The organism is Synergistaceae bacterium, assembly GCA_021372895.1.
GTDB lineage: Bacteria > Synergistota > Synergistia > Synergistales > Synergistaceae > JAJFTP01.
In genome coordinates, this window is the sequence record JAJFTP010000061.1 from 1 (window position 1) to 13,798 (window position 13,798).

Genomic DNA, 13,798 nt, shown 5'->3' on the forward strand with positions numbered 1-13,798 from the left:
ACGCATGATTAAATCAGTATGCAATAAAACAGCCAGATCTTCGCCATTAGGGACATATCCGGCAAAAATCAGGCTGCAGGGGTCAGGGAGGTATTTGCTGCTTGGGTAGTTTGGAGGTAAAGTCGACTTAAGATGTTTTTATCGGTGAACGGCTCTCCTGCCGGGGAAACCTACCATCTTGGGTTGGGATCAAGGTTCATCGAGGAGACATCCCGGCCCGGGCGGTAGATGAGGACCGAGCAGGGGGCATAGCGCGCGACCTTGGAGGCAGTGCTGCCGACAAGGATATGTTCAATATTGCTGTAGCTCTTGTATCCTATAATGATAAGGTCAAAGTTATTTGCTTTTGCATATTTGATTATTTCTTCGCCGGCATCGCCAGAAGTGATATATTCGTCAATACTGATACCCGGGGTCCTGCCCGATTCCGCAAGGACGTCCTCCATTATTTTGTTCAGGTTCTGAGTCGCCATTTCTTTTATTTTCTGCTGCTCCGTCCTGCTGGTCGGAGAGAGGAACGCCTTGATGTCGTAGCCCTCAAGGAAACGCGATGTCTGCGGTGCGCAATGAAAAAACGTCACGTCCATTCCGCTCTTCTGTGCAAGGCGGTAACCATTGTGCGCTACTTCGCGTCCTACAGGGCTGAAGTCGACTGCAATAAGCATTTTCATTTCATTTCAAACCTCCTTGTCAATTTTGGCGTAAAATAGCTCTTGTATAAGGATATTTTAGCACATTTACTTCAGCAATAATGATAACATGGGAGGTCTGTCCTTTGAAATATCTGTTTGATGTGGCGCTTCTTCCTTCGGAAAAATTGAAAGAACACGACTGTCGCATCGTCGTAGACCTGCTTCGCGCATCGACGCAGATAACGACTTTTTTTGACGCCGGCGGAGAGGTGCTCCTGCCTGTCCCCGAGGCAGAAGATCCAACGCTGCTGAGGCAGAACCTGGGTGAAGACTGGAAGCTTATGGGAGAGCGCGGCGGGCTTCGACTGCCGGGCTTTGATTTCGGCAATTCACCTCTTGAGCTGACACTGAAGGGTGCGCCGAAGAACGCGATAATCACTACTTCGAACGGGACCGGGGCTCTTATGGCGGCCGCTCGGGGCTGCGCTGAGGTGCGCGTGGGCTGCGCGCGCAATGCGGAGGCTGTGGTATGGGATGCTCTGTGCAGCGGGACACGGATCGGCATAATAGCGTCAGGCTGCAACGGCGGGTACTCGATGGAGGACACGGTCTGCGCCGGGATGCTGGTTGAAAAGATGCTTGCGCTTGCACCGTCCAACGGCGGGACGGAGATGGAGCTCACGGACGGGGCGATCGCCGCGATGGCTCTATGGCATCACTTCGGTCCTGATATCACTTCCGTATGCATGGAGTCAGAGCACGGCAGGATACTGCAGGGACTGGGATTTACCGATGACATTGTTTTTTGCGGCGTGATCGACGCAACCGCTGCCGTGCCCAGGGTCTCCTATTTTAACGGGATAATGGCGATCGTCGGGAGATAGGATATAACGCAAGCATTGCACTATAGACACACAGGCAGACCCGGGATTTTATCTGTCCAGCGTCTGCCGCCTGTTTGTATATAAAATATCAGAAAATCAATGCAATATTCTGTCCGATATTAACCTTTTGCGCCTTCGGCCGTCATTTCTTCCACCAGTTCAGCAAAGACATCTAGCGTCCGGCAGAAATCCCTGCGTCCGAGGCCTACCCTGAAGTGGTTATTGTTAAGGCCAAAGGCACGTTCGCCGATGATGAGCAGGCTCTTATCATTCATGGCCCTCTCGCACATTTCCGTTACGTCGAATGGCGGCATGAGTCTCGGGAACGCCGTCGAGCCTCCGTTGGGCTGGACCCATTGGAACAGGCTCTTGTGCCGCCTGAAGAAGGACTCCGCTATACCCAGGTTCTCAAGGACGATTTTATGGTTGCGCTGCAGAAGTTCAGTGGCATTGCGCATAGCGATGGTCGCGAGCACTTCGCCCGGGGCGTTGTTGCAGAGCGTCGTGTAGTCTTTGTAGGCCGCACAGTCCAGCAACACCTGCTTGTTCTTGGTTACAAGCCATCCCATGCGCGTGCCGGGCAATCCGTATTTGTTAAGCCCGCCTATGACCGTAGCGCGGGAATAGAGATCCGCAAGCGAGGGCAGCGCCGCCGCCGGGTCGTGTTCCATCCCGCGGTACGTCTCTTCGCAGAAGACCCACGTGCCCATCCTGTCAGCCAGGTTGAGTATACGGTCCATCTCTGTCCTGACCGGAATATAACCGGTCGGGTTGTTTGGTATGTTCAGGATCAGCAGCTTGGTGTTCGGCGATATCGTTTCGGCCAGGAAGTTCACGTCGAGACGCCAGCCCCAGCTAGTAACTTCGAGCGGCCAGCGGATGATCTTGCAGCCGAGCGCCCGTGGGATCTCATAGAGGGAAGGCAGGCAGGGATGCATTACTATTACCTCGTCACCCGGGTCGAGCATCGTGTTCATAAAGATGAAGATGCCCTCTTCGGGAGTCAGCTCGAGGATGTCCGAAGGGCGTATCGAATTGTATCGCTTAGCAATCGCTTCGCGCAAAAGCGGATAACCCATTTGCTTCGTGTAGCCCAGACTCAGGTTATCCCATTTTTCCCTGCACTCGGCGTCGGCCATGTCCAGAATTTCCTTCATCGTGCACGCTTCGCATGAAACCTGGCTGAGCATGTATTTCGCATCTGAGACATAGCGCGCAAAAAGTCTTTCAAGCTTGAATTCCTTGATCTTCATCGAAGTTCTCTCCTCTCATCTATCGTATAGACCGAGCTTATAAAATTTCAGGACCATTCTGTTAAGTATAACCTTTTTCCCTCTCCATGTAAGCACATCAACAGAGATATATCATATTTCAGATCTCCGGCAAGACATTACACTTATTTCATAGTTGTTTTATAATGGTTTAAACACGCAAAAAATAAAGTTTTTGACTGATTTTTATATCGTTTGACAGGAACAAAAACATCAGTGTTTTGCTTTCTATATATCAGCCATATCTCCGGTGTCAGCTGTTTTTTTGCGATATCAGGCAATTTTAGTTTATTATAATTATAATTTCTATTGCAATCTGATATATCTGTGGTACAATCGACAAATGGAAGGGGAAGGTATTATGGACTACGGACTCAATTTTACACTCAAATCATTAAGGGAGCAGGTTTACGATTATCTCCGCCTTCAGATGAACGAAGGCAGGATACGTCCCGGTGCGTTTCTTAATCTGAACGAAATCAGCAAGGATCTCGGGATGAGCAGGACCCCTCTTAGGGATGCCCTTTTCCAGCTTGAGTCCGAAGGTTTTGTAACGATCTATCCCCGTCGCGGAGTTGCCGTGAACGCGCTGACACTTGAGAAAATACGTAACATATATGAGATCCTCGGCGGCCTTGAGTCAGCGGTGATAATACTGGGTTCACTCCGTTTCCGCGACAGCGATGCCGACATTATGGAAAAATGCAACATCCAGATGCGCAAAGCTCTCGACCAGAACAATTATTCCGCATTCTATGATGAAAATCTGAAATTTCACGATGTCTATCTTAACCTGTCAGATAACACAGAGATGCTTCACCATATCAGGATACTCAAGGAGCGGCTTTATGATTTCCCGCGGAACAAGACATTTGTCAAAGAGTGGGAGATGCATTCTCTCGAAGAGCACAAGGCAATGATAGATATGTTCCGCAGCCATGATTTCAACGGGGCGGCGGACTATGTGAGGGACGTGCACTGGTCCTTCGCCGTACAGGAGAGGTTTATCCGCAAATATTACTTCGCAAAGCATTCGGAGCTTGATGTATCCGAGGAGGGGCAGCTTGATTGCGTATCACAGGAATGATATTTGATATAAAAAAATATTCTATACACGACGGCCCGGGCTTGAGGACCACAGTACATATGAAGGGCTGCCCCCTCTCCTGCTGGTGGTGTCACAACCCGGAGAGCCAGTCGATGGCTCCCGCGGTCCTCTTCCGCAGCGAGAGGTGCATAGCCTGCGGCGCCTGCGTTGGATCATGCCCTAACGGAGCCGTCTCCGTAGCTGACGGGCGGCTTGTAACGGATGCCCGGATCTGCAGCGGCTGCGGCAGATGCGAGGCAGTCTGTCCTGCCGGAGCACGGGAACTCTGCGGCAGGAGATACACGGTCGAAGAACTTATGACAGAGCTCCGCAAGGACGAGATATTCTTCCGCGACGGAGGCGGGATCACGTTCTCCGGCGGAGAGCCTCTCGTACAGCCGGAGTTTCTGCTTGAAGCGCTCAAGGCATGCGGACGTGAGGGTTTCCACCGCGCCGTTGACACATGCGGCTTCGGAGACAAAAAATATATACTGGAAGCAGCGAAAGAGACGAACCTCTTTCTCTACGACATAAAGCACATGGATCCGGTGAAACACAAGGAGTACACAGGAGTAGACAACATTATCATACTTGAGAATCTGGCCGCCATATCTGAGGCCGGAGCAAAGATAAACATCCGCTTCCCATTTATGCCAGGGCTCAACTCAGACGACGAAAATATCCACGCTCTGGGTGCTTTCGCTGCCAAACTCAAGGGCATAACTGCGGTCAATATCCTTCCATACCACACTGTCGCAAAAGGGAAACACAGCAGGTGGCACATGGATTACAAGCTTCCGGACCTCCTGCCTCCGACAGCGGCACAGACCCGCAGCGCAGCTGTGATTCTCGAAGGATACGGACTAAAGGTGCACATAGGAGGATAAGGCCGGCTGAGCGGCAATTTGATCATTTGAGAGTCTAAAAAAGAAACAGCCTCTTCGTCCGGGGAGGCATGAGATAAAAAGCTTTAGTGCTGATGTTTTACAAATGTGTCCACGCTGCGTTTTCCGCCGCGGCACAGTACGCTTTAAGGACGGTATGACGATGGGTTTTATGACATTAAGGAGGTTTTTTTATCATGAACGAACGTATCCAACGCCTGCGTGATGAAAGTTTTGAGACCCACCCCTCTATCTCGATAGAGAGGGCCCTGCTCGAGACTGAGTTCTACCGCGAGAACGACGGCAAGCTCCCGATGCCTGTCCTTCGCGCGGCAAATTTCAAGTACCTCTGCGAGAAAAAGGCTATCTATATCGGCAAGGATGAACTTATCGTAGGGGAACGCGGCCCGAAGCCCCGTGCCGTGTCGACTTTCCCTGAGCTCACCTGCCACTCGGTCAATGACCTTGAGGTGCTCAACGTGCGCAAACAGCAGAATTACTCCGTTGCACCGGAAGATATCAAGACCTACGAAGAAAAGGTCATCCCTTACTGGCGCGGCCGCTGCATGAGAGATAAGCTTTTCGACCGCATGCCTGAAGACTGGACCAAGCTTTATGAAGCCGGCACATTCACCGAATTCGGCGAACAGCGGGCTCTCGGACACACCTCCCTTGACGGGCTCATCTATGAAAAGGGCATGCTGGACCTGAAGAAGGACATCGCGGAGGCCCGTGCCAAACTGGACTTCCTCAATGACCCGGAGGCGACAGCCAAGGACGAGCAACTCCAGGGCATGGATATCTCCTGCGATGCGGTCATCATTTTCGCTGAGCGCCACGCTGAACTTGCGGAGAGGATGGCCGCCGGAGAGAGCGACCCGGCACGCAAGGCTGAGCTCCTCAAGATAGCCGATGTCTGCCGCCATGTGCCTGCGCACGCACCCAGAGACTTCTGGGAGGCAGTTCAGATGTACTGGTTCGTCCATCTCGGCACAATAACAGAGCTTAACGGCTGGGATGCAATGAGCCCGGGACACTTTGACCAGCATTTGGCGCCGTTCTATGAGAAGGGGATCGCTGAAGGCACACTCACCCGCGACAAGGCCAAGGAGCTTCTCGCCTGCTTCTGGATCAAGGTCAACAACACTCCGGCGCCCCCCAAGGTCGGTGTCACGGCAGCCGAGAGCGGCACTTACAATGACTTTACTAACATCAACCTTGCCGGTCTCAAGGCCGATGGCTCTGACGGCTCAAGCGAGGTAACGTACATCTGTCTTGAGCTGTTCGACGAGCTGCGCCTTCTCCAGCCGCAGGGCAATATCCAGGTCAGCGAGCGCACTCCGGACAATGTGATCCGCGCGGCGGCCAGGGTCTTCCGCAACGGCATGGGCTATCCGTCAATGTTTAACGCCGATATGGTCATACAGGAGCAGATGAGGGTCGGCAAGACGCTCGAGGATGCCCGTCAGGGCGGCACTAGCGGCTGTATAGAGACCGGCTGCTGCGGCAAGGAAGCCTACCTGCTCCATGGCTACCTCAACGTGCCTAAGCTGCTAGAATACGCGCTCACCAACGGCGTAGACATGCTCACAGGCAAGCAGGTCAGCATCAAGACCGGAGATCTGAGCACGTTCAAGACATTCGACGACCTCTATGCTGCGTTTGAGAAACAGCTTGAGCATGTAGTAGAGACAAAGATCAAGGTGGACAACTATCTGCGCCATCAGTATGCGACGAAGATGGCTGCGACGTTCCTCTCAGTGGTGATCCGCGACTGCATCGAGAAGGGCAGGGACTACTACAACGGAGGCCCGCGCTATAACACAGACTACATCCAGTGCTGCGGCATAGGCACGATAACGGACAGTCTCTCAGCGATCAAGAAACACGTCTTCGAAGAGGGTACTTATACTCTGCAGCAGGTAGTCGACGCAATGTCAAAGAACTGGGAGGGCGAAGAGGAGATGCGCCTTACTCTCTGGAATAAGACGCCTTTCTTCGGCAATGATGACGACTATGCGGACAGCATCATGAGGAGGGTCTATGCCAGCCTGTTCTCCGCAATAGACGGCAAGCACAGCATCCTTGGGCCGACATATCACCTCAATATGCTTAGCACGACATGCCATAACTACTTCGGGCAGAAGCTCGCGGCAACGCCGAACGGGCGTTTCTCTGGAATGCCGGAATCCGACGGGACATCCCCGAGCCACGGCGCAGACCGCAACGGACCGACAGCAGTCGTGAAGTCGCTTGCGAAGATGGACCAGGTAAAGTCCGGAGGCACGCTGCTCAATCAGCGCTTCCTGCCGTCGGTCCTTGCCGGGGAAGAGGGGATCGAGGGCGTCAAGAACCTCATCCGCTCTTACTTCAAGCTAGGCGGACACCATATCCAGTTCAACGTAGTCGACGAAAGCACCCTTCGCGATGCGCAGGCACACCCGGAGAATTACCGCGGCCTGCTCGTACGCGTCGCAGGCTACAGCGACTACTTCGTGGACCTGGACAACTATCAGCAGGAGGAGATTATCGCGCGTAACGCGCAGGAATCCTTCTAAACAGGGCGAAACCTGAATGCCGGCACATCTGCTGCCGGACAAGCTTTACCGGATTTACGCGGGGCCTTTTAAAGTACGAAAGTACAAGAGGGGCTCCGCGTTTTATACTGCCCCGCTGCCGCATCGATCTCCAGGTCCAATGGGCTGTATGGGAAAAATTGATGCCGCGGCACAATATCGGCCGGCTAAAGTATAATATTACGATCAAAGTGCTTAACATAAGGAGTGGTGTTATGGCCGGACCGTTGTTGCTCAAATGTGTCTTATGCGGCAGAGAGTATGATGCCGGAGAGGGAAGATATGTCTGCGACGTCTGCGGGCTTGACGGAACGCTTGACGTACTTTACGACGTAAGCACCGTCAAGAAAAAACTCATAAGGGAAAAACTTGCCGGGAACAGGGACATGACTCTCTGGCGTTACAGGGATATCATGCCGGTAATTGACGACGCGCATATACCGCCGCTTGCCGTAGGCTGGACGCCGCTTTACAGGAATGAAAAACTCGCATCCGAATATGGGGTAAAGGAACTTTTTATAAAAGATGACGGACGGAACCCAACTGCCTCGCTGAAGGACAGGGCAAGCGCAGTCGGCGTGGCTAAGGCGCTTGATTTCGGACAGAAGGTCGTCGCATGCGCATCCACCGGAAATGCCGCAAGCTCACTATCCGGCTTCGCAGCGGTAACGGGGCTTAAAAGTTTTATCTTCGTCCCGGAGAAGGCTCCCGACGCAAAGGTCACACAGCTTCTGGTCTACGGCGCCAACGTAGTGCTGGTCCGCGGGGACTATGCCGATGCCTTCAGCCTGGCAACTGCGGCAATAGAAAAATTCGGCTGGTATAATAGGAACTGCGCAATAAACCCGTACCTGATAGAGGGCAAGAAGACCTGTGCGATGGAGATAGCGGAACAGATGGGCTGGGATGTACCGGACAGGGTCTTTATCTCTGTGGGTGACGGCTGCTGTATCGGCGGGCTTTACAAGGGCTTCCGCGATTTGCTCGATCTCGGCATCATAGACAGGATGCCGAAAATAACCGGCGTACAGGCGGAAGGCTCCCGCCCAATATACGACGCAATAATAAGCGGTGCGCCCCGCGTGACATTCGGCCCCGCAGATACATTAGCCGACAGCATTTCAGTCGGAGCGCCGCGCAACTGGGCAAAGGCCCTGCGCGCGATGAGGGACACTGACGGGACCGCGGCGGCAGTTTCTGACGCCGAGATCCTCTCGGCCATACCGGAGCTGGCACGCGCAAGCGGCGTATTCGGCGAACCGGCCGGAGCGGCAGCTTTTGCCGGCTTCCGCCGTATGGCGAAAGAGGGGCTTATCGAAGCTGATGAGCGGGTTGCGATCGTAGTCACAGGCAATGGGTTAAAGGATATCGAAAGTGCAAAAAAGACGACCGGAAAACCTTTGAAATGCAGCCCTGACATCGAAGCGTTCGAGGCGTTGCTGAAAGTTCAGCCGTTTTGATTATATGTCGGTCTGACTTTTCATTGTAAATCAATTATCAGGAGGGAGCCGGAACAATGATAGACCTCACCATTAACGAAGAGAAACTGAAAAACGCTGTAGAGCTCGCGAAGAAACGCAATGTGCTTATTCCCACTTTCAAGCAGATGAAGGACCCTGAAAAGTATACGCCGGAGCATATCAAGGAAAAACTGAAAAAAACGGGACTCTGGGATGTAGATCCCGCAAACCTCTTCCGCATCACGTGGAAGAATGTGCCGCAGAAGACGGGCGGGCTTTACGGCGGCGTCAATACTCTCGAATTCCCGAGCGAACTTACCGGTGTGCCGGCGCGCATAATAGCACTGTGCGGAAAATGGTTCCCGACAGGAGCGCATAAGGTAGGGGCGAGCTTCGGCTGCCTCGTCCCGCGCCTTGTGACGGGACAGTTCGACCCGACCTGCCAGAAGGCCGTATGGCCGTCTACGGGCAACTACTGCCGCGGCGGAGCTTACAACGCTCAGCTTTTGGGCTGTGAGTCGATCGCGATACTGCCGCAGGGTATGAGCAAGGAACGTTTCGAGTGGCTGCGCACTGTGGCCGGAGAGATAATTGCGACACCCGGAACGGAGAGCAACGTAAAAGAGATATATGACGAAGTCGCACACATCCGCGCAACACGCCCGGAAGCCGTCGTTTTCAACCAGTTTGACGAAATGGGAAACCATCTCTGGCATTATACGGTGACCGGCAGTGCGATGGAGGAGGCTATACGGGCGGCGATGGGTCCGAAGGACAGGTTCGCCGGAGTCGTCGTAACCTCCGGCTCAGCCGGAACGACGGGCTGCGGGGACTATCTTAAGGAAATATTCCCCGATAGCAAGGTCGGCGTAGGCGAAGCCCTCCAGTGCCCGACTCTCTGCCTTAACGGCTTTGGCGAACACCGCATAGAGGGCATCGGAGACAAGCACGTGCCATGGGTGCATAACGTCAGGAACACAGACCTTGTCTTTGCGATCGACGACAATATATGCATGGCGATGATCCGCCTCTGCAACGAACCCGAAGGGCAGGGATATCTGCGCTCTATAGGCATATCTGATGAAGTCATAGCAATGCTTCCGCTTATGGGGATATCCGGCGCAGCAAACGTAGCCATGGCGATAAAGATGGCCAAGTACTACGAGCTCACCAAGAACGACATCATAGTGACCGTGCTCACAGACTCCATGGAGATGTACGGATCGCGCCTCGTGGAGATGCGCGAGGAACTCGGCGCTTACGATCCGGTCCGCGCGGAGGTCGACCATCAGCGCTGGGTGCTCGGAATGGGAATTGACGGTATTAAGGAGCTCAGCTACTATGACCGCAAACGCATCCACAACCTGAAGTACTACACATGGGTCGAACAGCAGGGAAAGACCGGCAAGGAGCTCAATGCACAGTGGTATGACCGCGATTACTGGACAAACATCCACAGGATGGCGGATAAAATCGACGAAAAAATAGAAGAGTTCAACAGACGTACCGGACTGGCATAGCGGACCTGTGGGAAAGTTTACTCATGCAGGGCGCGCATATTGCACAGAACTTAATTTTTTACATGTAGATGGGGTGCGTTCATGAAAGTTGTAGATTTAAGCTGGCCTGTTACAGATGGGATGGTCGTTTTCCCCGGAGATGTTTCTCCGTCGGTGAAGACCGGCGCAACGATGGAGGAGAACGGATGGAGGACAAAGCTGCTCTCGATGAGCTCTCACACAGGAACTCACATGGACGCGCCCGCACACATGATCGCGGACGGCAAATACATGGATGAGCTGCCGAACGAGACATTCTTCGGCTTCGCGCTGATAGCTGACGTGAGGGGATGCGCCGGACGCAGGATCGAGCTTGCGGATATAAGGGTATCCTCAAACAAGATAGCCTACGTTGATTTTCTGCTCTTCCGCACCGACTGGTCCAGCAAATGGGGCACTGAAGACTATCTCAGCGGCTTCCCGACCCTCTCTCCTCTTGCCGCTGAATGGGTTTCAGAGCAGAACATCAAGGGGATAGGCTTCGATGCCATATCGGTCGACCCCGTTGATTCCGCAGCATGCGATATCCACAAAATATTACTGGGAAGAGGCCTTGTCATAATGGAAAACCTGCGGAATCTCGATCAGGTCGGCTATATGCCGTTCTGCCTCGCCGCCCTGCCAATTTCTCTCGTCAAACAGGACGGCGGTCCGGCAAGGATCATGGCGGTATTGGATAAATGACATCATATCCCGGCCCTTTGAATGCCGGCCATCAAAAAACAGGGCACGGATGATCGCTCTGCGCCCTGTTTTTGCTTTGTACTGTTGTCCGCTTATTCCGCTGCTATATCCTTCGCTGCCTGGACCGGGTCGATCGGGATACCGATCCCCATAGTCGTGGCAAGCGTTGCGCTTTTGACATATGTCCCCTTGACTGCAGCGGGACGCGCCTTGATTATTGCACGGAAAAGCGTCTTGACGTTCGCCTCAAGATTTTCTGCCGGGAAAGAAGCTCTGCCCACTGCATTGTGTGTAATCGCCGTCTTATCAACACGGAACTCCACACGGCCGGCTTTGATCTCTTTGACTGCACTCGCGACATCGAACGTGACTGTGTTGGTCTTTGCACTTGGCATAAGTCCGCGGGGACCGAGGACCTTCCCAAGGCGACCGGCTGATTTCATGATGTCCGGTGTGGCGATAACAGCATCGAAATCCATTCTGCCATCTGCGATCTCTTTTACCAGATCTTCGCCGCCGACGATATCCGCGCCTGCATCCTGTGCTTCCTTCTGCTTATCTCCAAGGGCAAGCACACACACTTTCTTTGTACGGCCTGTCCCGTGGGGAAGGATAATTGTGCTGCGTACCTGCTGGTCTGCATGGCGGGGATCTACGCCTAGACGAACATGGAGCTCGAGACTCTCGTCGAACTTCGCGGTTGCACATTCTTTTGCGATTGCGACAGCCTCAGAAATAGAGTATTGTTTTGTGAGATCGACTTTTTCCAGCAAAGCCCTGTAACGCTTACCTTTTTTTGACATGTTTATTCCTCCTCGTGGTAATGTCGGAAACCTCCGCGGGCTTCCTCCCACGTCCGCAGTTTCGCAAAGAAACTAACGGACAACCTCTATGCCCATCGAACGGGCAGTTCCTTCGATCATCTGCATTGCGGCCTGAATATCGTTCGCGTTGAGGTCAGGCATCTTGAGTGCCGCGATCTCCTCGACCTGTTTCTTCGTTATCTTTCCCACCTTGTCCTTGTTGGGCACGGCAGAACCTTTCTCTTTGCCTGCAGCCTTCTTGATGAGGATGCTTGCGGGCGGTGTCTTGAGGATAAACGAGAAACTGCGATCCGCATATACTGTAATTACGACCGGGATGATCATTCCGGCCTGATCCGCCGTTTTGGCGTTGAACGCCTTGACGAATTCCATGATGTTGATCCCGCGCTGTCCGAGCGCAGGACCCACCGGCGGCGCCGGTGTCGCTTTGCCTGCGGGCAGCTGAAGTTTAAGCTCCCCTATTACTTTCTTTGCCATATTACATGTGACCTCCTTGGTTTAAAGCCCCCTCCGGGGCGGTTATTCCTTTTTCAATGTGCGGGATACAAAAACAGGATGCATAGTTAAATCCTTTCAAGTTCTGTGTAATCCGCCTCGACAACTGTTTCACGTCCGAACACTGTGACGCTGAATTTGATCTTACCTTTGTCGGTATCGATCTCTGCGACCGGTCCTGCCTGTCCTGCAAAGGGCCCGCTTTTGACCTGTATCATATCGCCGACCCTGAAATCGACTTCTATTTTAGGTTTGGATTCTTTGCCGATTTTGTTCATTATGTCTTCAACTTCTCTAGGCGTGAGCGGGATCGGGTGATTACCCGACCCGACAAAACCCGTTACACCTGGGGTGTGGCGAACGACATACCATGACTGATCTTCGAGGATCATCTCCACCAGCACATAGCTCGGGAAGACCTTGCGGCGTATGCGCTTGGTCTTACCGTCTTTAACATAGACTTTTTCCTCAACGGGAACAAGAACACGGAAAATTCTATCCTCCATGCCCATAGTGGCAATCCTCTGTTCAAGATTCGCCTTGACTTTATTCTCATAGCCGGAATAAGTCTGAACTATGTACCAGCGGCGTTCCTGTGTGTTTCCAAATAACTCGCTCATGCCTAAAAGAGGGCCTTAGCCCCCTTCACCTCCAGGTTACAGCCGAGACTTAAATGCTTTCCAGCAGATCCCGACTATCGGATAATCTTAGAGAAAACTCCCGTAAGAAGCAGATCTACCAGTCCGAGATATGCCGAAACTATAAACGTCACCGCAAGAACCACAAGCGTGGAATACCATACCTGCTGTTTCGTCGGCCATGTTACTTTCTTAAGTTCAGCTCTGGACTCCCTTATGTAGTCGAGGACTTTTTCCATATCCCCCGACCTCCTCATTCATCAACTTTGATATGCTGCATTGTACAAAAACAGTGAAAAATCACAGACAGACAAAAATGGCAGGCCTGGAAGGATTCGAACCCTCAACCCCCGCATTTGGAGTGCGGTGCTCTAACCAGTTCGAGCTACAGACCTGCGTGCGGAGAATATTCTACCCTACTTGCACTCCTTATGCAAGGTGTGCTTATCACAGAACTTGCAGTATTTCTTTTTTTCGAGCTTTTTCGTTGCCTTTTTCTTGTTGACAAAGGTCACGTAGTTGCGATGCTTGCACTCCGTGCACTGAAGACCGACGATATCAGCCATTTGTTTTCACTCCAGACAAAAATAAGTTATCCGGGCGGCCGTGTAAAAGGGCCACCCGGGAATATGCTATTCGATGATCTCTGTAACGACGCCTGCGCCTACCGTGCGGCCGCCTTCGCGTACTGCGAAGCGGAGTCCGGGCTGCATTGCTATCGGCACGATGAGGTTGACTTCAAATGTGCTGTTGTCCCCAGGCATTACCATTTCGACCCCCTCGGCAAGTTTGATCTCGCCGGTG

Annotated in this window: 15 protein-coding genes and 1 tRNA gene; 7 read left to right on the forward strand and 9 right to left on the reverse strand. The window is 52.9% G+C overall.

Annotated features, from left to right (window positions below; translation table 11 throughout):
* Nucleotides 1–170: 170 nt before the first annotated feature.
* Nucleotides 171–671 carry a universal stress protein gene (locus LLF78_05750; protein MCE5201996.1) on the reverse strand — a complete coding sequence of 167 codons (501 nt, stop codon included), beginning with the start codon at nucleotides 669–671 and terminating at the stop codon, nucleotides 171–173.
* Between the two features lie 104 nt (nucleotides 672–775).
* Between LLF78_05750 and LLF78_05755 the strand changes: the two genes are divergently transcribed.
* Nucleotides 776–1,516, forward strand: a complete 741-nt coding sequence (locus tag LLF78_05755) for a 2-phosphosulfolactate phosphatase (protein ID MCE5201997.1) — start codon at nucleotides 776–778, stop codon at nucleotides 1,514–1,516.
* 119 nt (nucleotides 1,517–1,635) lie between these two features.
* On the opposite strand, the gene LLF78_05760 is transcribed toward LLF78_05755, so the two are convergent.
* A complete protein-coding gene (locus LLF78_05760) occupies nucleotides 1,636–2,769 on the reverse strand; it encodes an aminotransferase class I/II-fold pyridoxal phosphate-dependent enzyme (GenBank protein MCE5201998.1) in 1,134 nt (377 codons plus the stop codon).
* Between the two features lie 379 nt (nucleotides 2,770–3,148).
* Between LLF78_05760 and LLF78_05765 the strand changes: the two genes are divergently transcribed.
* From LLF78_05765 to LLF78_05790, 6 genes are all read left to right on the forward strand, one after another.
* A complete protein-coding gene (locus LLF78_05765) occupies nucleotides 3,149–3,874 on the forward strand; it encodes a GntR family transcriptional regulator (protein MCE5201999.1) in 726 nt (241 codons plus the stop codon).
* Entirely contained in the window at nucleotides 3,856–4,761 is a 906-nt protein-coding gene (locus tag LLF78_05770; GenBank protein ID MCE5202000.1) for a glycyl-radical enzyme activating protein, read from the forward strand. Before LLF78_05765 ends, LLF78_05770 begins: the two co-directional genes overlap by 19 nt.
* Before the next feature lie 194 nt (nucleotides 4,762–4,955).
* Entirely contained in the window at nucleotides 4,956–7,316 is a 2,361-nt protein-coding gene (locus LLF78_05775; GenBank protein ID MCE5202001.1) for a glycyl radical protein, read from the forward strand.
* 233 nt (nucleotides 7,317–7,549) lie between these two features.
* A complete protein-coding gene (locus tag LLF78_05780) occupies nucleotides 7,550–8,794 on the forward strand; it encodes a threonine synthase (GenBank protein ID MCE5202002.1) in 1,245 nt (414 codons plus the stop codon).
* Between the two features lie 56 nt (nucleotides 8,795–8,850).
* Nucleotides 8,851–10,314, forward strand: coding sequence for a pyridoxal-phosphate dependent enzyme (locus LLF78_05785; GenBank protein ID MCE5202003.1), 1,464 nt, complete (start codon nucleotides 8,851–8,853; stop codon nucleotides 10,312–10,314).
* Between the two features lie 81 nt (nucleotides 10,315–10,395).
* Nucleotides 10,396–11,037 (forward strand): cyclase family protein, encoded by a 642-nt coding sequence (locus tag LLF78_05790; GenBank protein ID MCE5202004.1) that lies wholly within the window; start codon nucleotides 10,396–10,398, stop codon nucleotides 11,035–11,037.
* Nucleotides 11,038–11,129: 92 nt separating this feature from the next.
* On the opposite strand, the gene rplA is transcribed toward LLF78_05790, so the two are convergent.
* From rplA to tuf, 7 genes are all read right to left on the reverse strand, one after another.
* Nucleotides 11,130–11,840: a 50S ribosomal protein L1 gene (gene rplA, locus LLF78_05795; protein MCE5202005.1), complete on the reverse strand. Its 711-nt coding sequence runs from the start codon at nucleotides 11,838–11,840 to the stop codon at nucleotides 11,130–11,132.
* Nucleotides 11,841–11,912: 72 nt separating this feature from the next.
* A complete protein-coding gene (gene rplK / locus LLF78_05800) occupies nucleotides 11,913–12,338 on the reverse strand; it encodes a 50S ribosomal protein L11 (GenBank protein ID MCE5202006.1) in 426 nt (141 codons plus the stop codon).
* Between the two features lie 86 nt (nucleotides 12,339–12,424).
* Nucleotides 12,425–12,976 (reverse strand): transcription termination/antitermination protein NusG, encoded by a 552-nt coding sequence (gene nusG, locus LLF78_05805; protein ID MCE5202007.1) that lies wholly within the window; start codon nucleotides 12,974–12,976, stop codon nucleotides 12,425–12,427.
* A gap of 74 nt (nucleotides 12,977–13,050) precedes the next feature.
* Nucleotides 13,051–13,233, reverse strand: a complete 183-nt coding sequence (secE, locus tag LLF78_05810) for a preprotein translocase subunit SecE (GenBank protein ID MCE5202008.1) — start codon at nucleotides 13,231–13,233, stop codon at nucleotides 13,051–13,053.
* A gap of 78 nt (nucleotides 13,234–13,311) precedes the next feature.
* Nucleotides 13,312–13,389: transfer RNA gene (locus LLF78_05815), tRNA-Trp, on the reverse strand.
* A 21-nt stretch (nucleotides 13,390–13,410) separates the two neighbouring features.
* Complete coding sequence (rpmG, locus tag LLF78_05820) at nucleotides 13,411–13,560, reverse strand: 50S ribosomal protein L33 (protein ID MCE5202009.1); 150 nt, start codon at nucleotides 13,558–13,560, stop codon at nucleotides 13,411–13,413.
* 66 nt (nucleotides 13,561–13,626) lie between these two features.
* On the reverse strand, nucleotides 13,627–13,798 hold a 172-nt coding region (gene tuf / locus LLF78_05825; GenBank protein ID MCE5202010.1), incomplete at its 5' end, for an elongation factor Tu.

What these genes read in the sequence shown, in the direction of transcription:
- LLF78_05750 (MCE5201996.1), bottom strand. Translation starts at nt 671, where the DNA reads ATGAAAATGCTTATTGCAGTCGACTTCAGCCCTGTAGGACGCGAAGTA.
- LLF78_05760 (MCE5201998.1), bottom strand. Translation starts at nt 2,769, where the DNA reads ATGAAGATCAAGGAATTCAAGCTTGAAAGACTTTTTGCGCGCTATGTC.
- LLF78_05765 (MCE5201999.1), top strand. Translation starts at nt 3,149, where the DNA reads ATGGACTACGGACTCAATTTTACACTCAAATCATTAAGGGAGCAGGTT.
- LLF78_05775 (MCE5202001.1), top strand. Translation starts at nt 4,956, where the DNA reads ATGAACGAACGTATCCAACGCCTGCGTGATGAAAGTTTTGAGACCCAC.
- LLF78_05780 (MCE5202002.1), top strand. Translation starts at nt 7,550, where the DNA reads ATGGCCGGACCGTTGTTGCTCAAATGTGTCTTATGCGGCAGAGAGTAT.
- LLF78_05785 (MCE5202003.1), top strand. Translation starts at nt 8,851, where the DNA reads ATGATAGACCTCACCATTAACGAAGAGAAACTGAAAAACGCTGTAGAG.
- LLF78_05790 (MCE5202004.1), top strand. Translation starts at nt 10,396, where the DNA reads ATGAAAGTTGTAGATTTAAGCTGGCCTGTTACAGATGGGATGGTCGTT.
- rplA (MCE5202005.1), bottom strand. Translation starts at nt 11,840, where the DNA reads ATGTCAAAAAAAGGTAAGCGTTACAGGGCTTTGCTGGAAAAAGTCGAT.
- rplK (MCE5202006.1), bottom strand. Translation starts at nt 12,338, where the DNA reads ATGGCAAAGAAAGTAATAGGGGAGCTTAAACTTCAGCTGCCCGCAGGC.
- nusG (MCE5202007.1), bottom strand. Translation starts at nt 12,976, where the DNA reads ATGAGCGAGTTATTTGGAAACACACAGGAACGCCGCTGGTACATAGTT.
- secE (MCE5202008.1), bottom strand. Translation starts at nt 13,233, where the DNA reads ATGGAAAAAGTCCTCGACTACATAAGGGAGTCCAGAGCTGAACTTAAG.
- rpmG (MCE5202009.1), bottom strand. Translation starts at nt 13,560, where the DNA reads ATGGCTGATATCGTCGGTCTTCAGTGCACGGAGTGCAAGCATCGCAAC.